Annotated in this window: 24 protein-coding genes; 8 read left to right on the forward strand and 16 right to left on the reverse strand. The window is 66.1% G+C overall.

The window, feature by feature from the left end:
* Positions 1 to 137 precede the first annotated feature (137 nt).
* The 4 genes from NF699_17735 (at position 138) to NF699_17750 (ending at position 4,132) form a co-directional block, all read left to right on the forward strand.
* On the forward strand, positions 138 to 1,046 hold the full coding sequence (locus NF699_17735) for an amidohydrolase family protein (protein USU04846.1): 909 nt from the start codon (positions 138 to 140) through the stop codon (positions 1,044 to 1,046).
* Positions 1,047 to 1,188: 142 nt separating this feature from the next.
* Positions 1,189 to 2,253 carry an L-rhamnose/proton symporter RhaT gene (gene rhaT / locus NF699_17740; protein ID USU04847.1) on the forward strand — a complete coding sequence of 355 codons (1,065 nt, stop codon included), beginning with the start codon at positions 1,189 to 1,191 and terminating at the stop codon, positions 2,251 to 2,253.
* Positions 2,253 to 3,317 carry a glycoside hydrolase family 43 protein gene (locus NF699_17745; GenBank protein USU04848.1) on the forward strand — a complete coding sequence of 355 codons (1,065 nt, stop codon included), beginning with the start codon at positions 2,253 to 2,255 and terminating at the stop codon, positions 3,315 to 3,317. Before rhaT ends, NF699_17745 begins: the two co-directional genes overlap by 1 nt.
* Positions 3,311 to 4,132 carry an alpha/beta hydrolase gene (locus NF699_17750; GenBank protein ID USU04849.1) on the forward strand — a complete coding sequence of 274 codons (822 nt, stop codon included), beginning with the start codon at positions 3,311 to 3,313 and terminating at the stop codon, positions 4,130 to 4,132. Before NF699_17745 ends, NF699_17750 begins: the two co-directional genes overlap by 7 nt.
* A gap of 13 nt (positions 4,133 to 4,145) precedes the next feature.
* Here NF699_17750 and NF699_17755 read toward each other — a convergent pair whose 3' ends face one another.
* Positions 4,146 to 4,319, reverse strand: coding sequence for a hypothetical protein (locus NF699_17755; protein USU04850.1), 174 nt, complete (start codon positions 4,317 to 4,319; stop codon positions 4,146 to 4,148).
* Positions 4,320 to 4,490: 171 nt separating this feature from the next.
* On the opposite strand from NF699_17755, the gene NF699_17760 reads away from it, so the two are divergent.
* The gene (locus NF699_17760) at positions 4,491 to 5,264 is read left to right on the forward strand and encodes a class II aldolase/adducin family protein (protein USU04851.1); all 774 of its coding nucleotides are present in this window, start codon (positions 4,491 to 4,493) and stop codon (positions 5,262 to 5,264) included.
* A 51-nt stretch (positions 5,265 to 5,315) separates the two neighbouring features.
* Here NF699_17760 and NF699_17765 read toward each other — a convergent pair whose 3' ends face one another.
* Positions 5,316 to 6,287, reverse strand: coding sequence for a PAS domain-containing protein (locus NF699_17765; protein ID USU04852.1), 972 nt, complete (start codon positions 6,285 to 6,287; stop codon positions 5,316 to 5,318).
* Complete coding sequence (locus NF699_17770) at positions 6,280 to 6,984, reverse strand: Crp/Fnr family transcriptional regulator (GenBank protein ID USU04853.1); 705 nt, start codon at positions 6,982 to 6,984, stop codon at positions 6,280 to 6,282. Before NF699_17770 ends, NF699_17765 begins: the two co-directional genes overlap by 8 nt.
* A gap of 187 nt (positions 6,985 to 7,171) precedes the next feature.
* Here NF699_17770 and NF699_17775 point away from each other — a divergent pair, with 187 nt between their 5' ends.
* On the forward strand, positions 7,172 to 7,558 hold the full coding sequence (locus NF699_17775) for a response regulator (protein USU04854.1): 387 nt from the start codon (positions 7,172 to 7,174) through the stop codon (positions 7,556 to 7,558).
* 63 nt (positions 7,559 to 7,621) lie between these two features.
* On the opposite strand, the gene pnp is transcribed toward NF699_17775, so the two are convergent.
* The 13 genes from pnp to rimP form a co-directional block, all read right to left on the reverse strand.
* Positions 7,622 to 10,036, reverse strand: coding sequence for a polyribonucleotide nucleotidyltransferase (gene pnp, locus NF699_17780; GenBank protein ID USU04855.1), 2,415 nt, complete (start codon positions 10,034 to 10,036; stop codon positions 7,622 to 7,624).
* Between the two features lie 213 nt (positions 10,037 to 10,249).
* Positions 10,250 to 10,519, reverse strand: a complete 270-nt coding sequence (gene rpsO, locus NF699_17785) for a 30S ribosomal protein S15 (GenBank protein ID USU04856.1) — start codon at positions 10,517 to 10,519, stop codon at positions 10,250 to 10,252.
* Between the two features lie 16 nt (positions 10,520 to 10,535).
* On the reverse strand, positions 10,536 to 11,543 hold the full coding sequence (truB, locus tag NF699_17790) for a tRNA pseudouridine(55) synthase TruB (GenBank protein ID USU04857.1): 1,008 nt from the start codon (positions 11,541 to 11,543) through the stop codon (positions 10,536 to 10,538).
* Between the two features lie 45 nt (positions 11,544 to 11,588).
* Positions 11,589 to 11,975 (reverse strand): hypothetical protein, encoded by a 387-nt coding sequence (locus tag NF699_17795; protein USU04858.1) that lies wholly within the window; start codon positions 11,973 to 11,975, stop codon positions 11,589 to 11,591.
* A 58-nt stretch (positions 11,976 to 12,033) separates the two neighbouring features.
* The gene (locus tag NF699_17800; GenBank protein ID USU04859.1) at positions 12,034 to 12,723 is read right to left on the reverse strand and encodes a site-2 protease family protein; all 690 of its coding nucleotides are present in this window, start codon (positions 12,721 to 12,723) and stop codon (positions 12,034 to 12,036) included.
* Between the two features lie 32 nt (positions 12,724 to 12,755).
* Positions 12,756 to 13,346 (reverse strand): thymidine kinase, encoded by a 591-nt coding sequence (locus tag NF699_17805; GenBank protein ID USU04860.1) that lies wholly within the window; start codon positions 13,344 to 13,346, stop codon positions 12,756 to 12,758.
* 7 nt (positions 13,347 to 13,353) lie between these two features.
* A complete protein-coding gene (locus NF699_17810; GenBank protein USU04861.1) occupies positions 13,354 to 13,755 on the reverse strand; it encodes a hypothetical protein in 402 nt (133 codons plus the stop codon).
* A 7-nt stretch (positions 13,756 to 13,762) separates the two neighbouring features.
* Entirely contained in the window at positions 13,763 to 14,149 is a 387-nt protein-coding gene (rbfA, locus tag NF699_17815; GenBank protein USU04862.1) for a 30S ribosome-binding factor RbfA, read from the reverse strand.
* 145 nt (positions 14,150 to 14,294) lie between these two features.
* Positions 14,295 to 17,129, reverse strand: a complete 2,835-nt coding sequence (infB, locus tag NF699_17820) for a translation initiation factor IF-2 (GenBank protein USU04863.1) — start codon at positions 17,127 to 17,129, stop codon at positions 14,295 to 14,297.
* A complete protein-coding gene (locus tag NF699_17825; protein ID USU04864.1) occupies positions 17,126 to 17,860 on the reverse strand; it encodes a DUF448 domain-containing protein in 735 nt (244 codons plus the stop codon). The genes infB and NF699_17825 overlap by 4 nt, the downstream gene beginning before the upstream one ends.
* Positions 17,861 to 18,044: 184 nt before the next feature.
* Entirely contained in the window at positions 18,045 to 18,275 is a 231-nt protein-coding gene (locus tag NF699_17830) for a 4-oxalocrotonate tautomerase family protein (protein ID USU04865.1), read from the reverse strand.
* Positions 18,275 to 19,915 carry a transcription termination factor NusA gene (nusA, locus tag NF699_17835; GenBank protein ID USU04866.1) on the reverse strand — a complete coding sequence of 547 codons (1,641 nt, stop codon included), beginning with the start codon at positions 19,913 to 19,915 and terminating at the stop codon, positions 18,275 to 18,277. The genes NF699_17830 and nusA overlap by 1 nt, the downstream gene beginning before the upstream one ends.
* 1 nt (position 19,916) lies before the next feature.
* Positions 19,917 to 20,504, reverse strand: a complete 588-nt coding sequence (rimP, locus tag NF699_17840; protein USU04867.1) for a ribosome maturation protein RimP — start codon at positions 20,502 to 20,504, stop codon at positions 19,917 to 19,919.
* A gap of 165 nt (positions 20,505 to 20,669) precedes the next feature.
* On the opposite strand from rimP, the gene NF699_17845 reads away from it, so the two are divergent.
* Positions 20,670 to 21,803 carry a PQQ-dependent sugar dehydrogenase gene (locus NF699_17845; GenBank protein ID USU04868.1) on the forward strand — a complete coding sequence of 378 codons (1,134 nt, stop codon included), beginning with the start codon at positions 20,670 to 20,672 and terminating at the stop codon, positions 21,801 to 21,803.
* A 157-nt stretch (positions 21,804 to 21,960) separates the two neighbouring features.
* Positions 21,961 to 22,779: a shikimate 5-dehydrogenase gene (locus tag NF699_17850; GenBank protein ID USU04869.1), complete on the forward strand. Its 819-nt coding sequence runs from the start codon at positions 21,961 to 21,963 to the stop codon at positions 22,777 to 22,779.
* Positions 22,780 to 22,798: the final 19 nt, after the last annotated feature.

Raw genomic sequence — 22,798 nt, forward strand, 5'->3', positions numbered from 1 at the left:
CACCCTTGCGCCGCTGCGCGGCTTCCTCCCACTCTCGTCGGAAGAGGGTGTGAAGGGGTGAGGGCGGGGGCGCTGATTGCTGAACCACTCCGCAGTCGTCCGCTTCGAGACGGCACGGGTTCAAACCGGAGAGGCGGATGACCACGATCCCGTTCGTCGATGCCCACATCCACCTGTGGGACCTGAACCACATATCCTATCCGTGGCTGACCGGGCCGTTCGACGGCGACGGTCCCAACGGCAGCGCGGAAGCGATCGCACGCGATTACGGCGTCGCCGATTATCGCGCCGACCTCGCCCGCTGGAACGTCGTCGGCGCAGTGCATATCGATGCCGGGGCCGACGCGGCGCATGCCCTGCGCGAAACGGAATGGCTGGAAGCGCTCGCCACCGACAGCGGACTGCCGACCGGGATCGTCGGCTATGCCGATCTGGCGGCGCCCGACGCGGACGACCTGCTCGCGCAGCACGCAGCGCATCCGCACGTTCGCGGTATCCGCCAGATCGTCAACTGGCATGCCGATCCCCGGCGGACCTATACGCCGCGGGACGTGACGCTGGACGAAGCGTGGCAGGCGGGGTTCGCGCTGCTCGGCAAGCACGAATTGTCGTTCGACCTGCAATGCTATCCGGGGCAGATGCCGGGACTGGTGCCGCTGTTCGCGCGGTATCCGGAGGTGCCGGTCGTCATCAACCACCTCGGGATGCCGGTGATGAGCGATGCCGATGGGCTGGCCGACTGGCGGCACGGCATGACCGCGCTGGCGGCGTTGCCGCAGGTCGCGGTGAAGCTGTCGGGGCTTGGCTTCGTCTGGCGCGACTGGACGCCGGAACGGGTGCAACCGCTGCTGCTGGAGGCGATCGAGCTGTTCGGTCCGGACCGCTGCCTGTTCGCGAGCGATGCGCCGACCGACACGCTGTTCGCGCCGATCGACCGGTACATGGAAACGTATCACGCGGTGACAGCGGATTTTGCCGAGGACGAGCGGCGGGCGATGTTCGGGCGCAATGCGGACCGGGTGTACCGGTTGGGACTGGGGGTTTGAGGCGATCGCCACGCTGCAGTGACGATCGTCATCCCCGCGCGAGCGGGGATCCGTAAATACCGACATCACGCAAGAGCCGCCGGTACTGCGACTATGCATCCCCGCCTGCGCGGGGACGACTGAAGTAAAGAGGAATGGTCCGATGACACCCAATCCGCTCACGGGCGTGATGTACCATTGGCTGGGCGGTCTCGCCTCCGCCAGCTTCTATGTCCCCTATCGCGGCGTGAAGCGCTGGTCGTGGGAGATCTACTGGCTGACCGGCGGCGTGTTTTCCTGGGTGGTGGCGCCGTGGTTCTTCGCCAGCCTGCAGACCAACGACCTGCTCGGCGTGCTGGGCAGTGCACCGTCGCCGGCCTTCTGGTGGCCGATCCTGTTCGGGTTGCTGTGGGGCTTCGGCGGATTGGGCTACGGCCTCGTCATGCGCTATCTCGGGCTGAGCCTCGGCATGGCGGTGGTGCTGGGGCTGTGTACCGTGTTCGGGACGCTGATCCCGCCGCTGTTCACCGGCGAATTCCACGAGAAGCTGCTCGCCAATACGTCCGGCAGGATCGTGCTCGCGGGCATCGGCCTGACGGTGGTCGGCATCGTCGTCGTCGCCATCGCCGGCGCGCGCAAGGATGCGTTGCTGACGCCCGAGCAAAAGGCGGCGGTGGTCGCGGAATTCGATTTCAAAAAGGGGATCGCGGTCGCGATCTTCGCCGGGATCATGTCGGCGTGCTTCGCCTTCGGCCTTGCAGCAGGTGAACCGATCAAGGGGCTGTCGGCCGCCGCCGGCACGGGGCCGTTGTGGACCGGGTTGCCGGTGCTGTGCCTCGTCATGTTCGGCGGGCTGATCACCAACGGCATCTGGTGCGCCATTCTCGTCAGCCGCAATCGCAGCGGCGGCGAATGGGCGGGACGGACGAAGCCCGGTGTCGAGCGCCCGCCGCTGCTGCGCAATTACGTGCTCAGCGCGCTGGCCGGCGTGACGTGGTATTTCCAGTTCTTCTTCTACACGATGGGCGAGAGCCAGATGGGGCGGCTCGGCTTCTCCAGCTGGACGCTGCACATGGCGTCGATCATCATCTTCGGCACCTTGTGGGGCTTCGCCTTCCGCGAGTGGAAGGACGTGGGTGCTGGGATCAAGGGGATCGTCTGGGCCGGTGTCGCGCTGCTGCTGATCGCGACGGTGGTGATCGGCTACGGCAACAGCATCGCGGTATGATGCGGCTGGCCCTCGCCGCCGCGCTGCTGGCGCTGACAGGCGCGGCGCCGGCGCGCCCGGTGGCGGAGGCGCCGCTGGTGATGACGGCGATGCACCTGCACGATCCATGGATCGTCGCCGACCGGGCGAGCCGCACCTATTACCTGTTCACCCGCAACGAAGCCGCGATGACGGGTGACGGGCGGCTTGGCACGATGATGTACGCCAGCCGCGACCTGAAGCACTGGACCCGGCCGAAGCTGGTCTTCACGTTGCCCGCCGGTATCTGGGCGAAGGCGGGCAGCTGGGCGCCGGAAATCCATCAGTGGAAGGGCAAATGGTATCTGTTCACCACCTTCCACGATCCCGCCGCCACGCTGGGGCGCAGCGGCAAGCGGACGACGTATCGCCGCGGCACCGTTCTGGCGGTGGCGGACCGGATCGACGGTCCGTACCGGCTGGTGCGCGGCGGCGAGCCGATCGTCGCGACGGACCGGATGACGCTCGACGGGTCGCTGTACGTCGATCCGAAGGGCAAACCGTGGCTCGTCTATGCGCACGAATGGTGGCAGACCGGCACCGGCACGATGGAAGCGGTGCCGCTGGCCGACGACCTGTCCGCCGCCGGTCCGCCGCGGGAGCTGTTCAAGGCGAGCGATGCGCCCTGGGCGGTCGGACAGGTGCAGCCGGATGGCGACACGGTATACGTCACCGACGGCCCCGAGCTGTACCGCAGCAAGACCGGCACACTGCTGATGCTGTGGTCGAGCTATGGCAAGAAGGGCTATGTCGAAGCGCAGGCGCGATCGGTGTCCGGCGGGATCGAGGGGCCGTGGGAGCAACTCGGCACGCTGGTGGAGCGGGACAGCGGCCATGGCATGCTGTTCCGTACATTCGAAGGGCGGCTGATGATGATCCTGCATCGCCCGTTCAATTATGCGCTCGGCAAGCTGTACGAGATGCGCGACGACGGCGACCGGCTGTCCGTGGTGCGCGAGGCGACCCAGCTGGATGGCGAGGCCTATCCGACGCATCCCTGCGTCGCGGGCCATTCCTCTTTCGATGGAGCGACACCGGGATGCTGATGCTGGGCGCGGACGCGGTGCTGCCGCTGCGGGGGGATACGCCGGTCCCCGACGCGCTGACGTTCGAGGCGGGTCATCCGGACGATCGTGCCGTGGTGACGGCGGTCGCGCAGCCGGTGCTGCTAGAGTTTCGCCCGGCGGTGCCGAACGGTCGGGCGATGCTGGTGCTGGGCGGTGGCGGCTATGTCGCGCTGATGGTCGGGCGCGAGGGGGTCCAGGTGGCGCGCTGGCTGACCGCGCTCGGCTATCATGCCTATGTGCTGGTGCACCGCTTTCCGGATGCGGACCAAGGCCCGTCCGCACCGCTCGACGATGCGGCGGCGGCGATGCTGGCGATCCGCGCCCTGGGCCATGACGGTATCGGCGTCGTCGGCCTGTCCTCCGGGGGGCATCTGGCGGCCTGCCTCGCGGCGGCGCGCCCATCCGCGTGGCCGGGCGACGACGCGCTGCGGCCGGATGCGATGGTGATCGGCTATGCGCCCATTTCAACCAATGCCGCGGGACGCACCGTCGTCGCCGACAAGCCACCGCTCGCACCGCCGGAGAAACAGGCGCTGTACGATGCGTTGCAGCCCGATCGACAGTTGCTGCCGGCGCCGCCGCCGGCATTCATCGTCTATGCGGGCAACGATCCGGTGGTGCCGGTGGAGAATGCACGGCGGTTGCATGATGCCTGGACGGCGGCCGGCGGGCCGGCGGAACTGCATGTCTTCGTCGATGCGCCGCACGGGTTCGCGATGGACACCGTCGGCCTGCCCGTCGCGATCTGGCCGGCCTTGTGCGAGGCCTGGCTTCGCCAGACCGGCTTCCTCTGATCTTCGGGAACGGTCAGTGGGGCATGCGCATGCGCGGTCCCGGTGCGGCCTCCTCGATCATGCGGGCATAGCGTTTCGCCATTTCGAGATGCACGCGGCGCCCCTCGATATGGCTGGCGCGATCGGCGAGCGCGCGCTCCTGGCGTTCCCGGGAAACATAATATTCGACATCGACATGGCTTGGCATCGTGATGATCCGACATGGAGTTGTGCCTGCCGCCAACGGGCTACTCGTTACAAGCACCTGTTCTATAACGATGTTTTTCAGGCGCTTCGCTTAATTGGATCAATCCGGCCCCATTGATGTGATCGCCGGACGGGCGTAGCATCGGTAGCAAAGAGCAACTGGAGAGATGCCATGGCCACGTCGTTACGCAAGGATGAGTCCGCCGGGATGGCGCCGGGCGAATGGGAGGCGCGGGTCGATCTCGCCGCCGCCTACCGCCTCGTCGCGCTTTATGGCTGGGACGATCTGATCTTCACGCATCTGTCGGCGCGCGTGCCGGGGCCGGAGCATCACTTCCTGATCAACCCGTACGACATGATGTTCGAGGAAATTACCGCGTCCAGCCTCGTCAAGATCGATGTCGATGGCCAGCCGGTCGGCAAGAGCGATCACCCGGTCAATCCTGCCGGCTTCACAATCCATTCCGCGATCCACATGGCGCGCGAGGATGCCGCCGCGGTGATGCATTTGCACACGCCGCACGGGCAGGCGGTGTCGGCAATGGAGTTCGGGCTGTTGCCGCACACGCAGACCTCGATGATCGCGGGGCACGATGTCGCGTATCACGACTATGAGGGGATCGCGACCGACCTGGAGGAACGCGAGCGGCTGGTGCAGGACATCGGCGACAAGAATGCGATGATCCTGCGCAACCACGGCACGCTGACGGTGGGCGATAGCGTAGCCTCGTGTTTCCTGCGGCTCTATTTCCTCGAACGCGCATGCGAGGCGCAGGTGCTGATGCTGGCGGCGGGGCGCGACCGGCTCAATACGCCGCCGCAGGGCGTCGAGCACAAGGTCGCCGGACAGACCAATCCCAAGGGGATGGGCATGGTGGCGAAGGCGCTCGCGTGGCCGGCGCTGCTCCGCAAGCTCGATCGTATCGATCCCGGCTTCCGACACTGACGCCGGTCGCCCGGCACGCCTGCGCTGGCGTGCCGGGCGACGGACCGCGGGTCAGGCGAACGGAAGCCGGATCGTGCAGGCGAAGCCGTGATCGGCGAATGCGATATCGACGTCCGCATCCACCTCGTAGCGCAAACTGCGGGTCAGCAGCTCTAGCCCGAAGCCTTCCGTATCGGGGGCGACGAAGCCACCGTCGGGGTCGTCTTCGCGCCAGTCGATATGCAGCAGCCGGTCCGGGGTATCGCCGGTGATCCACCAGCGAACCTCCAGCCGTCCATGTTCGCGGCTCAGCGCGCCGTGCTGCATCGCGTTCTCGGTCAGTTCGTGCAGCGCGATGCCGAGCTGGTCGGCGATCCGTGGCGGCAGTCGGGCTTCCGGCCCGCTATAGGTAACGCGCCCGCCCACCTGATGCGCCAGTAGTTCGTCGGCGAGCAGGCCTTCCAGATCGACACCTTCGACCCCGGTGCGCATGATGTGGCTCTGCGTGCGGGCAAAGGCGCCGAGGCGGCCGTCGAAGTGATTGCGGTAATCCTCGACCGTCTCGCTGTTCTCGGCCGTCCGGCGGGCGATCGAGCGAATGACCGCGAGCGTGTTGCGGATGCGGTGGTGGAGCGTCGCCCGCAGTGTCGCCTCTCCCTCGAGCCGATCGTAGAGGTCGGACACGTCGATCGCATGGCCCGCCCAGCCGTCCGCGACCTGCGGGGCGTCGCCGATGGGCAGCGCCTGTGTCCTGAACCAGCGGTAGCTGCCGTTGCGGGCGATCCTGATGCGGAGATCGGCGGTGAACACCCGGCCGGTCCGCGCCCTGCGCCATGCCTCGAGCAATCGGCCGCGATCATCGGGATGGACGCAGGCGATCCAGCCGATGCCCTGGCTATCGGTTGCCGCCTGACCGGTCAGCGCCGTCCATTCCGGCGAGAACCAGAGGCAATCGCCACCCGATGTGGCGCGCCATGCGATCGGGGAGGAGGAACCCCCGTGAGATCCCGGTGATGCGGCGATACGCCGGGACGGATCACCCATTGGCATCGAGATGCCGTCCTTCGAAATCGAGGTGGAGATAGGTCGGGTTGAACATCGCGACATTGCACAGTCCGTCAAGATCGAGCGCTTCGAATTCGCGACCTTTCCATCGGATCAATCCGCGCGCCCGCAGTTCCTGCACCATGCGATTGACGTGGACGGGTGTCATACCCGTCGCCTCCGCGAGGTCGGTCTGGGTCAGCGGGATCTCGCAGCAATTGCCCTCGACCAGCCCGACGGTGCGCAGGCGGAAGAACAATTCGCAGAACAGGTGCGACAGGCGCTCGATCGCGTCGCGCTGGCCCAGATTGACCGTCCATTCGCGCTGGATCGCCGCGGCGGTCAACGTATCCCACCACAAGGCCTGATTGAGCCGCGGCCCCAGCATCGACAATCCTTCGATCCGGTCGCGCGGGATTTCGACGTAGCGGACCGGCGTCAGCGCGCCGACGGAATGATCCATTTCCTTCAGAATGTAGCCATGGAGGTCGCACAGGTCGCCCGGCAGGTAGAAGGCGATGATCTGCCGCCGGCCATCCTCCAGCGTCTTGTAGCGGAACGCCCAGCCGTCGAGGATCAGATTTACCCCGCGCGGTCGATCGCCTTCGCGGATCAGGTCGCGCCGCTGTCGCACGGTGACGACCGGTCCGCCGCACGCGGTTTCGATCGCAACGCGCTCGTCATCGCTGAACTGCACGTAATGCTGCAGTCGACTGATCAGACGGTGAGCGGGCGGTACAGAAGACATCGCGCGATCTGACAACATTTGACACTTATGCTCGCTCACCCATGTTAGCGCCATATGGAATACATGCATTATTCCTTGTTTTACAGGGAGTAAGCTAATGAGCTCGACAAGTTCCCCCTTGCTGGGGAAGCGAATAATGATCGTCGAGGACGAATATCTGATCGCCGATGACCTTGCATGCGAATTGCGGCAGGTGGGGGCGGAGGTAATCGGGCCCGCCGCGTCGCTGCCGCAGAGCATGCGAACGATCGCGCACGCCGGTTTCATCGACGCCGCGATACTCGACATCAACCTGCGCGAAACATTGGCATATCCGCTGCTCGATCACCTGATCGCGGCGGGCGTCAAGGTGCTGATCACCAGCGGCTATGACGAAGCCATGATCCCGGATCGCTACCGTCATCTACCCCGCTGCGAGAAGCCGGTGTCGCCAGTGAAGCTGCGCCGCGCGGCAGAGACGCTGTGGGCGGGTCCGACCGTGATCGTGACGCCGGCGCCGGAGACGCCGTCCAAGGGGGTCTGAACACGTAAAAAGGGGCCCGGCATCGCTGCCGGGCCCCTTCCTGATTCAGCCTGAGGCCGAGGATCAGTCGCGCGTTTCGGTCAGGAACGCCGGAGCGAATTCCGGTGCAGGACCGTCGTCGTTACCGCCGCCGTTGCGGGGCGCGCGATCGCCACCTTCGCTGCGGGGACCACGGTCACCGCCGTCACGCCGCGGGCCACGGCCACCGCCATCACGACCGCCGCCGTCACGGCCACCGCCGTCGCGACGCGGACCACGGTCGCCACGACCGCCGCCGTCACGCCCACCGTCACGATCGCCGCCACCAGCGCGCGGACCACGGGGACCACGGTCGCCGCCTTCACGCGGTTCGCGGGCAGGACGGGTGTCCTCCAGCTCGGCACCGGTTTCCTGATCGACGACGCGCATCGACAGGCGGACCTTGCCGCGCGGATCGATCTCGAGAACCTTGACCTTGACTTCCTGGCCTTCGCTCAGGACGTCCGAGACCTTCTCGACGCGCTCGTTCTTGATCTCGGAGACGTGGACGAGGCCGTCCTTGCCACCCATGAAGTTCACGAACGCACCGAAGTCCACCAGGTTGACGACCTTGCCGTCATAGACCTTGCCGACTTCGGCTTCCTCGACGAGGCCCTTGATCCACTTGATCGCGGCTTCGATCTGCGACGGGTCGGACGAGGAGACCTTGATCACGCCCTCGTCGTCGATGTCGACCTTGGCGCCGGTCTGCGCGACGATCTCGCGGATCACCTTGCCGCCGGTGCCGATGACTTCGCGGATCTTCGACTTGTCGATCGTGAAGGTTTCGATACGCGGTGCGTGCGCCGACAGCTCCGAGCGGGTCTCGCCCAGTGCCTTCGCCATCTCGGCGAGGATGTGCGCGCGGCCCTCGTGGGCCTGCTTCAGCGCGACCTTCATGATCTCTTCGGTGATGCCGGAGATCTTGATGTCCATCTGGAGCGCGGTGATGCCCTCGCTGGTGCCGGCGACCTTGAAGTCCATGTCGCCGAGGTGATCCTCGTCGCCCAGGATGTCCGACAGGACGGCGAAGTCCTTGCCTTCGAGGATCAGGCCCATCGCGATGCCCGATACCGGGCGCTTCAGCGGCACGCCGGCATCCATCATCGCGAGGCTACCGCCGCAGACCGTCGCCATCGACGACGAGCCGTTGCTCTCCGTGATGTCGCTGGTGACGCGGATCGTGTAGGGGAATTCCTCCTTGGTTGGCAGCACCGGGTGCAGCGCGCGCCATGCGAGCTTGCCGTGACCGACCTCGCGACGACCCGGCGCACCGAAGCGGCCGACTTCACCGACCGAATAGGGCGGGAAGTTATAGTGGAGCATGAAGTTCTGGTACGACAGGCCGTTGAGGCCGTCGATCATCTGCTCCGCGTCGCGGGTGCCGAGCGTCGTCGTGGCGATCGTCTGCGTCTCGCCGCGGGTGAACAGGGCGGAGCCATGCGCGCGCGGCAGGAAGTGGACTTCCGATTCGATCGGACGGACGGTCGTGGTGTCGCGGCCGTCGATGCGGCGACCGGTCTTCAGGATCGCGGTGCGGACGATGTCCGCTTCCAGCTTCTTCACCAGCTTGAGGCTGGCGAGATAGGCCTGGGGATCGCTGTCCTTCAGGTCGGCCATGCCCTCGCGTGCCTTGGTGCGGGCGGCGTTGATCGCGGTCTGGCGCTGCTGCTTGTCGGTCAGCTTGTACGCTGCCTCCAGATCCTTGCCGATCAGCTTCTTGAGCGTCGCCTTGACGGCGGCCTTGTCGTCCTGGACCTTGAGCTCCCAGGGCTCCTTGGCGGCCTGTTCGGCCAGCTTGATGATCGCATTGATCACGTCCTGCGACGCCTTATGCGCGAACATGACGGCGCCCAGCATGACGTCCTCGGACAGCTCCTTGGCTTCCGATTCGACCATCATCACGGCATCGTGCGTCGCTGCGACCATCAGGTCCAGCTCGCCCTCGGCGACCTGCGTGTCCGACGGGTTGAGGATGTATTCGCCATTCTGGTAACCGACGCGCGCGGCGCCGATCGGACCCATGAAGGGCACGCCGGACAGCGTCATCGCGGCCGATGCGGCGATCATCGCCAGCAGATCGGGCTCGTTCTCGCCGTCATAGCTCATCACCTGCGCGATGCAGTTGATCTCGTTGTAGAAGCCTTCGGGGAACAGCGGGCGGATCGGACGATCGATCAGGCGGCTGACCAGCGTCTCACGCTCGGTCGCGCCACGCTCGCGCTTGAAGAAGCCGCCGGGGATGCGGCCGCTGGCGGAGAACTTCTCCTGATAGTGGACGGTCAGCGGGAAGAAATCCTGGCCTTCCTTCACGGTCTTGGCAGCGGTGACGGCGCAGAGCACGACCGTCTCGCCGAGCGTCGCGATCACCGCGCCGTCGGCCTGGCGGGCGACCTTGCCCGTTTCGAGGGTCAGCGTCTGGCCGCCCCACTCGATCTCTACCTTCTTGGCATTGAACATGTATTTTCCTTCACTCCCCGCGCCAGATGCGTCGGGGGGCCTATCTGCGGGCTAAGCCGGCCCGCGGCGGTATGGAGCGTCTTGTCGCTCCGGGGGATCGGGGCCGAATTGCCCGTTTCCGCTCACCCGGCATCGTGGCCGGTATTTCTGAAATTGGAGGCCGGCTCATAGCACGGCCATAAGAAAAGGGCGACCCGTAGGCCGCCCTTAGCGTTACTTGCGAAGGCCGAGCTTCGCGATCAGGTCCAGATACCGCTGGCCATCGGTCTTGCGGAGATAGTCGAGCAGCGAGCGCCGCTTGTTGACCATCATCAGTAGCCCGCGGCGCGAATGGTTGTCCTTCTTGTGACCCTTGAAATGCTCGGTCAGGTTGCGGATGCGCTCGGTCAGAATCGCGACCTGGACTTCGGAGGAACCCGTGTCGCCTTCCTGGCGGGCGTGTTCCTTGACGACTTCTGCCTTGCGCTCTGCGGTAATGGTCATGTGTTCATCCTCGACATCACAGGTTGAAACCGCGGACGACACGGGCCTCTTCGGCCTCGACCTCTACCAGCGCGACCGGGGTGTCCCCCTCACACGCGAAATATTGGCCATCGTCTTTGGCGATCCCGGTCAGCACGCGCCCCTGACGGAGCGCCCCTGCCTGATCCGGGGAGAGGGGTAGAGCCGGGATGTCGTCCAGCCCCGCCCTCAACGGCAGGAGTAAGTGTTCAAGGGTGCGCGCTGTACCGGCCTCAGCCAATTTGTCCAGCGATATCGCGGGGGCGAGGTCGAAGGGACCGGCCTTGAGGCGGCGCAGCATGGTGACGTGACCGACGGTGCCGAGTGCGATGGCGATGTCGCGGGCGAGGGAGCGGATGTAGGTGCCCTTGGAGACATGGGCGGTGAGGGTGACTTCGGCCAAGTCCTCTCTCGCTTCAGCGGGGGAGGGGGATCGTTCCGCAGGCGTGATTGAGGGGACGTTTCCGCTTTTACCGAGTTCGCCGCTTGCCTCCCCCTCCGTCACGGCTTTGCCGTGCCACCTCCCCCTTGCGGAGGAGGAATGAGTGAGCGAGTGGATCGTCACGTTGCGACTGGCGAGAACTACCTCTTCACCGGCGCGCGCGAGGTCGTAGGCGCGTTCGCCGTCGACCTTCAGCGCCGAATACGCCGGTGGGACCTGGGCGATCGGGCCGGTGAAGCGTGGCAATACCGCCTCCACGTCCGCCAGCGTCGGCCGGACGTCGGAGGTGGCGATCACCGGTCCCTCTGCATCCAGCGTATCGGTCTGTTCGCCGAAGCGGATCGTGAAGGCATAGACCTTGTCGCTGTCGAGCATCCGCCCTGCAAGCTTGGTCGCTTCGCCGACGGCGACCGGAAGGACCCCCGTCGCGAGCGGATCGAGCGTGCCGCCGTGGCCGACCTTGAACTTGCCGTAGCCGCCTTGCCGCAAGCTCCGCTTGACCGCGGAGACGACCTGCGTGCTGCCGAGCCCCAGCGGCTTGTCGATGATGATCCAGCCGTGCATGGCCGCGGTGCTTAGGGGGCATGCGTAGTAGCGGCAATGGGGGGATCAGCGGCGGGGGCGGGGCGCGCCGGGCTGGCCTTTGGGTGGCAGGCTCGTCTTGATGCTGCGTACACCGCAGATCTGGTTGGGAAAACGGCGTAACGATACGCGCGAAAAGCGGTCGAAGGTGCCGTTCGGGTCCGTCGTATAGGTCAACGTGTCGAGCGCGCGATCCTTGATGCAGGGACCGGTCAACTGGACCCGATACCAGCGCAAGGTACGATCGCGCATGTAGACGATGCCGCTGTTCGGTGGCCCGGCTTGCCAGTCGCGCAATCCGCCGCCGGATGCGAAGCCGATGACCGTCTCGCGTCCGATCGCACGATCGTCGCGGGCAAGAACGGGACTTGCCAGCAATATGATCGACAAGGTCCCAAGAAGCATTTTCTGCATGTCGACACTCCCGACGTTGCAAACCAGAACCGGCGACAAGTGCATGCGTTCCAACGGCTTAGGCGATAGCAGCAGCCAAATTCATAAACATTCGCACGACGGCTTCAGCCGGTGGGCCGACGATCCGGCCGACGACATTGGCGCTCGGGACGATCATCGGCAGCACGACCAGAACCAGGATGAGCAACAGGAAACCGAATTGCCCGATCTTGGCCCATTGGGCCGCGAGCGGGCGCGGCAGTAGCCCCTCGACGACATGGCCACCGTCGAATGGCGGCATCGGCAGCAGGTTGAACAATGCGAGAAAGACGTTGACCAGCAGGAAGTTGAACAGGTTCGCCAGCAGGAATGCCCCCACACCGACCGGTTGGGTGCCGCCAGACGCCGCCGCGGTCACACCGATCGCGATCGCGGCGAACGTCGCCAACACCATATTCATGCCCGGCCCCGCAAGCGCCACCGCGACCATGCCCCAGCGAGGATTGCGCAACCGATGCGCGAGCACGGGCACCGGCTTCGCCCAGCCGAACACCGGCGCGCCCGCGATGGCGAGGCCGAGCGGCAGGATCACCGTGCCGATCGGATCGACGTGGCGGATCGGGTTGAAGCTCAATCGCCGCTGCTCCTGCGCCGTCGGGTCACCGAGCCATTTCGCCATCCAGCCGTGCGCGACTTCGTGAAAGACGATCGCTATGACCAGCGGGATGATCCAGATGGCCGTGCGGTAGACGATGTTGTCGGGGTTCATGGGTCGGATATGGCGTGGGGAAGGCCCGCGCGCTAGAGCTTCGGCGGGTCGGCCAATGCCTCGCTGAAGTGGCGGCGGCACAGCGCTATGTAGCGGTCGTTGCCGCCGATCTCGGTCTGGGCACCCTCGGCGATGGCACGCCCCTCCGCATCGACGCGCAGGTTCATGATCGCCTTGCGGCCGCAGACGCACACCGACTTGATCTCGATAAGCGCGTCGGCGGTCGCGAGCAGACGCGCCGATCCTTCGAACAGCCGCCCCTGGAAGTCGGTGCGCAGGCCGTAGGCGAGGACCGGCACGTTCAACACGTCGCAAATGCGGGCGAGCTGCGCGACCTGCCCGGCGGTCAGGAATTGCGCCTCGTCGACCAATACGCAGGCGAGCGGCTCCGACGCCTGTCGGTCCCCCACGCAGGCGGCGAGATCGGTGGTCGCGTCGAACGGCGTCGCTGGCGCCTCCAGCCCGATCCGGCTGGTGATCGTCCCCGCGGCGAAGCGGTCGTCGACCGCCGCGGTGAACAGCATCGTGTTCATGCCTCGCTCGCGATAGTTGAAGTCCGCCTGCAGCAGCGTCGTCGACTTCCCCGCATTCATCGAGGCGTAGTAGAAATAGAGCTTGGCCATGCCCACTTCATAGCGCCCTTGCGGATCGCTGCCAGCGGCGGAAAATCAGGCGCCAGATCGAGTGCTTTTTCGGCGCGGCCACCCCAGCAGGGCGGGCACCGGGCTGATTGCCGAATACGGTTTGTACGAACGTTTTGACCGGCATCTCAAACATCGCGGGGTTCAAATCTATTGTCCGCGACCCCGTGTCTTGCTCCACGTTGTCGACAAGCACGATCATTGTTCCCGGACCACCAGCCCAAACCACGAGTGTCTCATCGACAATCTCAAGTTTAGGGGGCGCAACGCCTGCTCCAACCGATCTGAATGCTGCCTCAGCGCGAGAGGGAAGTACAAGCTCATCGCACCATGGCTCGATCCATATCGTCATAGGCACAGCCAGGGCATTGCTGACGGTGACGCTGGTCAAGCGGCGGTCAATTCTCGCCCAAATCTCGTGCCACTTCGGGCTTGCGGAGGAGGGCGTCGATGTGGCTGCCTTCGTCGAAGCTCTCGTCGGCCAGAAACTTGAGTTTGGCCGCATATTTGTTCTGGATGCGATGCGCGACCTCGCGCTGGAGGTAGGCGGTGTTGGTACGCAGCGCCTTCAGCACCGCTTCCTCGTCCTTGCCGAGCAGCGGCTTCACGAACACCGTCGCGTGGCGCAGGTCGGGGGACATGCGGACTTCGGTGACCGAGACCATGTGCTTTTCCAGCGTCGCGTCGTGCACGTCGCCGCGTGCGAGAATTTCCGACAGGACGTGACGGACCTGTTCGCCGACACGCAGCGTGCGAACGGATTTTTCCTGGGGTTCTTTGTTCATATTCCCTCTCCCGACGGGAGAGGGAGGGGACCGCCGCCGTCAGGCGGTGCGAGGATGAGGGCCATATTGCGCCACCCATCCGTCCTCACCCTTCCGCCAGCTTTGCCGGCTCCCTCCCTCTCCCGCCGGGAGAGGGAGAAGAAGGTTACAGCGTCCGTTCGCGCATCTCGACTTCGAACGTTTCCAGGAAGTCGCCCGCCTTGATGTCGACGAAGTTCGACGTGAAGGTCACGCCGCACTCCAGACCGGCGCGCACTTCGGGGACATCGTCCTTGAAGCGGCGCAGCGATGCGATTTCACCCTGGTAGATGATGACGTCGTTGCGCGTGATGCGGGCCTTGAGCGCCTTGCGGATGTTGCCCTCGACCACCAGCAGACCGGCGGCCTTGCCGTGCTTGCCTGCCGAGAAGACGTCGCGGATTTCCGCACGGCCGACCACGGTTTCGAACGCTTCCGGCCCGAGCTGTCCGGCCATGCCGGCGCGGATCTCGTCCGTCAGGTCGTAGATGACGTCGTAATATTTCAACGCCACCTTCTGCCGATCGGCGATCTCGCGTGCCTTCGAATTGGCGCGGACGTTGAAGCCGATGATCGGCGCGCCCGAGGCTCCGGCCAGCGTCACGTCGCTCTCGGTGATGCCACCGACGCCCGCGTGCAGCACGCGTGCCTTGATGAGATCGGTCGAGATCTTGTTGATCGACGCGACGATTGCCTCGACAGTCCCTTGCGTATCGGCCTTCACGACGAGCGGATATTCGATCGCGGCATTGGCCTTCAACGCCGAGAACATGCTCTCGAGGCTCGCCGGCGCGGTCGTGGTGCGCTTCTGCGTCAGCACGCCCTGGCGATATTCCGCGACCTCACGGGCGCGGGCCTCGCTCTCGACCACCTGCAACGGATCGCCTGCCGAGGGAACGCCGGTCATGCCGAGCACTTCCACAGGCATCGCCGGGCCGGCTTCCTTCACCTGACGGCCCTTGTCGTCGATCAGCGCACGGACCTTGCCGCTTTCTGCGCCGATGACGAAGATGTCGCCGACCTTTAGCGTGCCGCGGTTGACGAGCACCGTCGCGACCGGGCCGCGACCCTTGTCGAGCTTAGCCTCGATCACCGTCGCCTCGGCGGCGCGATCGGGGTTGGCGCGCAGTTCGAGCAGTTCCGCCTGAAGCTGGATCTTCTCGATCAGCGTATCGAGCCCGGTCTTGTTCAGCGCGGAGACTTCGACGTCCTGGACGTCGCCGCCCATTTCCTCGACCACCACTTCTTCGCTCAGCAGGCGCTCGCGCACGCGCTGGGCATTGGCCTCGTACTTGTCGATCTTGTTGATCGCCACGATCATCGGCACGCCGGCCGCCTTGGTGTGGTTGATCGCCTCGATCGTCTGCGGCATCAGCCCGTCGTCGGCCGCGACCACCAGCACCACGATGTCGGTGACGTCGGCACCGCGCGCGCGCATCTGCGTGAACGCCTCGTGGCCCGGCGTGTCGAGGAACGTGACCTTCGACTTGTCCTTCAGCGTGACCTGATAGGCACCGATATGCTGCGTGATGCCACCTGCTTCGCCGCGCACCACGTCGGTGCCGCGCAGCGCGTCGAGCAGCGACGTCTTGCCGTGATCGACGTGGCCCATGATCGTGACGACCGGCGGACGCGGCTTCAGTTCGCCCTCGGTGTCCTCGGTCGTGTCGAGCGCGAGATCGATATCGCTGTCGCTGACGCGGACGATGTTGTGGCCGAATTCGGTCACCAGCAATTCTGCGGTGTCCTGATCGATCGTCTGCGTCATCGTGACGGGCATGCCCATCTTGAACAGCGTCTTCACGAGGTCCGCGCCCTTTTCCGCCATGCGGTTGGCGAGTTCCTGGACGGTGATCGCCTCCGGCACCTGGACGTCGCGGACCTGCTTGGCCTGCTGTTCGCGCGGGCCGCCGAAGTGACGCTTTTCCTTCTCACGCGCGCGCTTGAGCGCGGCGAGGCTGCGCGAGCGCGCACCATCGTCGCCGAGCGCGCGGTTGACGGTCAGCTTGCCGCCGCGGCGTTCGTCGCCCTTGCGGTCGCGCTGCGTCGGCCGGCTGGGCGGCGCGTTGCGCGGCGTCGCCTGACCCGAGGGCAGGTTGCGCGACGCTGCGCCACCAGCCGAAGATGCGGCTGCCGTGGTCGGTGCCGCCGCAGGCGCGGGGGCCGGCTCCGGCTTGGGCTGCGGCTTCGGGATCTCGGGTCGGGCGACCGGCGAGAAGCGACGCGGTGCCGGCATCGACGGATCGCGGCCGAGTTGCAGCGTCGGCGCAGGGGCGGGAGCGGGTACAACGGCACGCGGAGCAGGAGCGGGCGTTGGGGCCGGTGCGGGCACAGCAGCCTCGACCGGCGCCGGCACGGGTGCTGCGACGGACTCGGGAGCAGGCGCTTCGACCGGCGCGGGTGGCGGCACGGGCCGCTCGACCGGACGGAAACCACGACCGGCTGGCGTCGGTACGACGACCGGGGCCGGCTGCGGAGCGGCAGGCGCTGCTGCCACAGGCGCAGGTGTCGGTTCCGGAGCGGACTCGGGTGCCGGAGCAGGCGCTGCCGCGGCAGCCGCCTTCTCGGCGGCACGGATGCGTGCGTCCTCGGCGGCCTGCACACGCGCGGCCTCCTCACGTCGGCGGGCGTCCTCCAGCGCGTGCATGCGCTGGTCCTCGGCCTCGCGCAGCATGCGGGCCTGCCGCTCCTGCGCCGTCTCGTTCGACGGGGCTGGACGCGGGGCAGGCGCGGGGGCGGCGACCGGAGCCGGTGCGGCGACGGGTGCCTGCACCTGCGATTCGGTCGCGGCCGGTGCCTCGCCCGGACGGCCGAGCACGCGGCGCTTCTTCGTTTCGACGATCACCGTGTTGGACCGGCCATGGCTGAAGCTCTGCTTCACCTGGCCGGTCTCGACCGTGCGCTTGACGCCCAGGGGCGTGCGCATGCCAAGTTTCGGCTTCTCGTTGTCGGTGTCGCTCACTCAAATTCCTCGTTTACGTCTACGGCCGGTCGATGCCCGTCGGATTCGGCCCCGAAAGTATCGGGGGAATGTCCGGGCGCCGATGCGCCCTGCGAGGCCGTTTCGCAAGGCACGGGAGTGGGTTCAGGTCCGATAAAATGCAGCCAGCGGTCGAGCGCATCGCTCACCCGCGCGGCGGCAGCGCGGTCGGTCAGGCCTATATGTACCACATTCTCGCGGCCCAGCGCCAACGACAATATGGTGCGCGGCACCGGTAATACCAAGCCCCTGAGCGGCGAACCTTCGCGATCCGATCCGATCCGCCATGCCTGGTCGAGCTTGCGGTTGCCGTCGGTGCCGGCGTCGGCGGCGTGGTAGAGCGCTTGAAGCTGGCCGGAACGGGCGGCGGTCTCGATCTTTTCCGATCCGGTGAACAGGCCGCCCGAGCGTGATTCAAGACCGAGGCGGTCGAGCGCGTTGCGTTGCAGGGCGTCTTCAATACGCTGGGGCAGATCGTCGGGAATCGTGAGCGGTTCGCCTTTGAACGCGCGGGCAAACGCACCGCGCAGGCGCTTCTTGGCGATCGCCTCTTCGAGCGCGAAACGGGTGACGCCGATCCACGCGCCGCGGCCGGGCGCCTTGGCGCGGACATCGGGCAGGATCGTGCCGTCGGGTGACAGCGCGAGCCGGATGAGGTTGTCGCGCTGGTCACGGTCTTGCGTAAGGATGCACTTGCGGATCGGGTCGGTCATGCCGTGGCCCCCGCTGGTTCGTTTCGCCGGATCAATCGCAGGCTTTCCGTGCGTGGACGGGTGGACCCCGGAACAAGTCCGGGGTGACGGGGGGGGGGGGGGGGCGGGCGACGCGCACACGACCGTCCCCGCGGTCACCCGCGAGCCGTTACGCACAGCGCGAACCTGGTGGAGCGTTAGCGCATCATTGTGAGGGAACCGCATGCGCGTCCTCCCTCGGTTTGGGGGCGTCGCGATCGGCGAGCAATTGCCCGCCGGCGCCGTAATTCTCCGTCGACACTTCCTCGATCACGATCTGCACCGCGGCGGGGTTCTTGCCGAGGCGCGACACCAGCGAGGACGTCACGTCGGCGACGATCCCCGCCTTCTGGTCGCGCGTGGCGCTGCCGGAGATGCGGATCGAGACGAACGGCATCAGGCTTCCTCGCCCTCGGCCGTTTCGTCCGAAGCAGCAGCGGCAGGCACTTCGGCAGCAGGAGCTTCGTCATCGGCGAACCAATGCTGGCGCGCGGCCATGATGATCTCGTTACCCTGTTCGTCGGACAGGCCGTATTCGGACAAAATACCGCCCTTCGGCTCGGGACGCTTGGGAGTGTCCTCGTTGCGGCGGCGCGGTTCGACGCGCTTCTTCTCGACCAGTTCGTCGGTGGCGAGATCGGCGAGATCGTCGAGCGTCTTGATGCCGGCCTTGCCGAGCGTGACCAGCATCGCTTCGGTCAGATACGGCATGTCGACCAGCGCGTCCTCGACGCCAAGTGCACGACGTTCCTCGCGATTCGCGGCTTCGCGGCGATCGAGCGCTTCCTGTGCGCGGCTCTGGAGTTCCTGCCCGAGGTCTTCGTCGAAGCCCTCGATCCCGGCGATCTCGTCGAGCTCGACATAGGCGACCTCTTCCAGCGCACCGAAGCCTTCGGCGACCAGCAGCTGCGCCAGCGTCTCGTCGACGTCCAGCTCGGTCTGGAACATCTCGGTGCGCTCGGTGAATTCCTTCTGGCGCTTCTCGCTCGCGTCCTGCTCGGTCAGGATGTCGATCGCCTTGCCGGTCAGCTGGCTGGCGAGGCGGACGTTCTGGCCGCGGCGACCGATGGCGAGGCTGAGCTGATCGTCGGGCACAACGACCTCGATCCGCTCTTCCTCTTCGTCGATCACGACGCGGCTGACCGAGGCCGGCTGCAACGCGTTGACGACGAAGGTGGCGATGTCGGGCGACCAGGGGATGATGTCGATCTTCTCGCCCTGCATTTCCTGCACGACGGCCTGCACGCGGCTGCCCTTCATGCCGACGCAGGCGCCAACCGGGTCGATGCTCGAATCGCGGCTGATGACGCCGATCTTGGCGCGCGAACCGGGATCGCGGGCGGCGGCCTGAATGGTGATGATGCCGTCGTAGATTTCCGGCACTTCCTGCGCGAACAGCTTCTTCATGAAGTCGGGGTGCGCGCGGCTAAGGAAGATCTGAGGCCCGCGGTTCTCGCGGCGGACGTTGAGGATCAGGCTGCGGATGCGGTCGTTGACGCGGACGACTTCGCGCGGGATCTGCGCGTCGCGGCGGATAACCCCCTCGGCGCGGCCCAGATCGACGACGACATGGCCGAACTCGACGCGCTTGACGACGCCGGTGATGATCTCGCCCTGCCGATCCTTGAACTCTTCATACTGGCGCTCGCGCTCGGCATCGCGGACCTTCTGGAAGATGATCTGCTTCGAGGCCTGCGCCTGAATGCGGCCGAATTCGATCGGGGGGAGGGGGTCGACGATGTAATCGCCGACGACCGCGCCCGGCTGCAACTTCTGCGCCTGCGTGACGTCGACCTGCTTGAAGTAATCGTCGACCGCCTCGACCACCTCGACGACGCGCCACAGGCGCAGGTCGCCTGTGGTCGGATCGAGCTTCGCGCGGATGTCGTTTTCGATGCCGTAGCGCGTCTTGGCGGCGCGCTGGATCGCTTCTTCCAGAGCTTCGATGACGATGCTCTTGTCGATCATCTTTTCCGATGCGACCGAATTGGCGATCGCGATCAGTTCCGCACGGTTGGCGGTGGCAACGGTGGCCATCTTACTTCTGTCCTTCGTTCAAGGAGTCGTTGTCGTTGGTGTCGGCATCCTCGGATACCTCTTCGAATTCGTCCGCGCCTTCGCTGGAGAGGGGTGCGGTGGCGGCGAGCAGCCGGTCGGTGATCGTCAGCTTGGCATCGTGGATCGCATCGAGGCCGACGGTCATGCGGGTGTGGCCGCGCACGTCGATCGTGACCTGATCGCCCTCGATGCCGACGAGATCGCCGGTCAGGATCTTGCGGTTGTCGATCTTCTCGACCAGCGTGATCCGCGCCTCATGGCCCGCCCAGGTCGCGTAATCCTTCGGCCGGGTGAGCGGGCGGTCGATACCGGGCGACGATACTTCGAGTCGGTATGCATCCTCGATCGGGTCGCGACCCTCGGCTTCCAGCACGTCGAACGCATCGGAGACGCGGCGCGACAGATCGGCGCAATCGTCGATCGTCAGCTGCCCGGTCTCGGGGCGTTCCGCCATGATCTGCAACGTGGGGTCGGACTTGCCGCCGATCATCTTCACGCGCACGAGGTCGAAGCCCAGCGCGCGGGCCTCGGGTTCGATCAATTGCGTGAGGTGGGCGACGTCCGCCATGCAAGCTCCAGATAACAGGTCTTCGCCGCCGCGGAGGTCGTCCCCCGCAGCCTCTTTCACCTGACGATGTTAGAGAAGGCATCAGCCATATACGTCGAGGCCGGGTTGGAAACAAGCATCCATCGCGGCTAGTCAGGCGTTCGCCGTGGAAACCGGGAGATATTCATGCGCCTAAGCCTGCTCGCCATCCTGCCAATCGCCCTCATCGCCTGTTCGGGCAACGCCCCCGTGGAGGGGCAGGCCGGCGAGACGCCGCCGTCGACCAAGCCGTTCCGCGAGACGGTGGTGGCGGATTTCGTCTCTCCGTGGGCTCTGGCGTTCCTGCCTGACGACCGGATCGTCGTCACCGAGAAAGCAGGGCAGATGATCCTGCTGTCCGCCGACGGCAAGCGCCGCCAGACGATCGCGACGATCACCGTCGATACGGCGGGGCAGGGCGGATTGATGGACGTGGTGCCCGCACCCGATTTCGCGAGCAGCAAGCGGATATACTTCAGCTATTCGACTGCGGGTGCGGGTGGCAAGGGCGTGGTGCTGGCGCGCGGTCGTCTGCGCTCCGACGGCAACGGTGGCGAGCGGCTGGGCGAGATCGAGGCGCTGTTCCAGGCGCGGCCCTTCGTCGAGGGCGGCGGGCATTACTCCGGGCGGATCGCGTTTTCCCCGGATGGCCAGTCGCTGTTCTTCACCAATGGCGAACGGCAGAAGTTCACGCCGGCGCAGGACCCGCAGGCGACGCTGGGCAAGGTGTTGCGTCTGACGCTCGACGGCAAGCCGGCGCCGGGCAACCCGCTGGTGGCGAAGGGCTTCGCACCGGAGGTGTGGAGCTATGGCCACCGCAACCTGCTGGGTATCGCGTTCGATGCGCAGGGGCGGTTGTGGGAACAGGAGATGGGGCCGAAGGGCGGCGACGAGCTCAATCTCGTGATGCCGGGGCGCAATTACGGCTATCCCAACGTGTCGAACGGCAGCCATTACGATGGCCGCGACATTCCCGATCATGCGCCCGGCGACGGCTACGAGCCGCCCAAGGTGTGGTGGAATCCGGTGATTTCGCCGGGCGGGCTGATGATCTATTCGGGGTCGATGTTCCCGGCGTGGAAGGGTGATGCCTTCATCGGCGGGCTGTCTTCGCAGGCGCTGATCCGCGTCGATCTGGATGGCCAGAATGCGAAGAAAGGCGACCAATGGCCGATGGGCGCGCGCATTCGTGATGTCGAACAGGGGCCGGACGGCGCGATCTGGGTGATCGAGGATGGTGGCAAGTCGCAGGGCCGGTTGATCCGGCTAACGGCGAAGTGATCTGCATTCCTCCCCCGCGAGGGGGGGTGGCAGCCGCAGGCTGACGGAGGGGGAGGTAAGCATCGGACGTGGTGCTTGCGGAAACGCCCCTTCCACCACGCCTTCGGCGCGGTCCCCCTCCCCGCAGACGCGAGGGAGGAATGAGAAGAGAGAAACCATGACCAAACCCCTGATCGGTCGCGACACGCTGTTGTGCATGTCGCTCTCCGCGCGGCCCAGCAACTTCGGCACACGGTTTCACAACCGGCTGTATGAGCTGACCGGTCTCGACTATGTCTACAAGGCGTTCACCACCACCGATCTGCCCGCCGCGATCGGCGGTATCCGGGCGCTCGGCATTCGGGGGTGCGCGGTGTCGATGCCGTTCAAGGAGGCGGTGATTCCGCTGCTCGACGAGTTGAAGGGATCGGCGGCGGCGATCGACAGCGTCAACACGATCGTCAACGATGCCGGGCATCTGACCGGCTACAACACCGATTATTCGGCGGTCAAAACGCTGATGGAGCAGGCGGCGCTGCCTGCCGACACGACCGTGCTGCTGCGTGGTTCGGGCGGGATGGGCAAGGCGGTCGCGACCGCGTTGCGCGACGCCGGGCTGACGCAGGGTACGATCGTGGCGCGCAACGAAGCGACGGGACGTGCGCTGGCGGAGTCGGTCGGTTGGGACTGGGCGGCCGAGGTGGGATCACGGACCGCGGGACTGCTCGCCAATGTCACCCCGCTCGGCATGGAAGGCGCGGATGCCGAGGCGATGGCGTTCGATAGCGACACGATCGCGGCGGCGGACATCGTCCTCGATGCGGTCGCATTGCCGCCGGAGACGCCGCTGCTGCGCGCGGCGCAGGCGGCGGGCAAGCGGGTCATCACCGGCGCGGCGATCGGTGTGTTGCAGGCGGTGGAGCAGTTCGTGCTCTACACCGGCGTGACGCCGACAGAGGCGCAGATCGCCGATGCAGCCGCAGTGGCGCGGGGGTAAACCTTGCCGAAGCCCCTCC

The organism is Sphingomonadaceae bacterium OTU29LAMAA1, from assembly GCA_024072375.1.
GTDB lineage: Bacteria > Pseudomonadota > Alphaproteobacteria > Sphingomonadales > Sphingomonadaceae > Sphingomonas.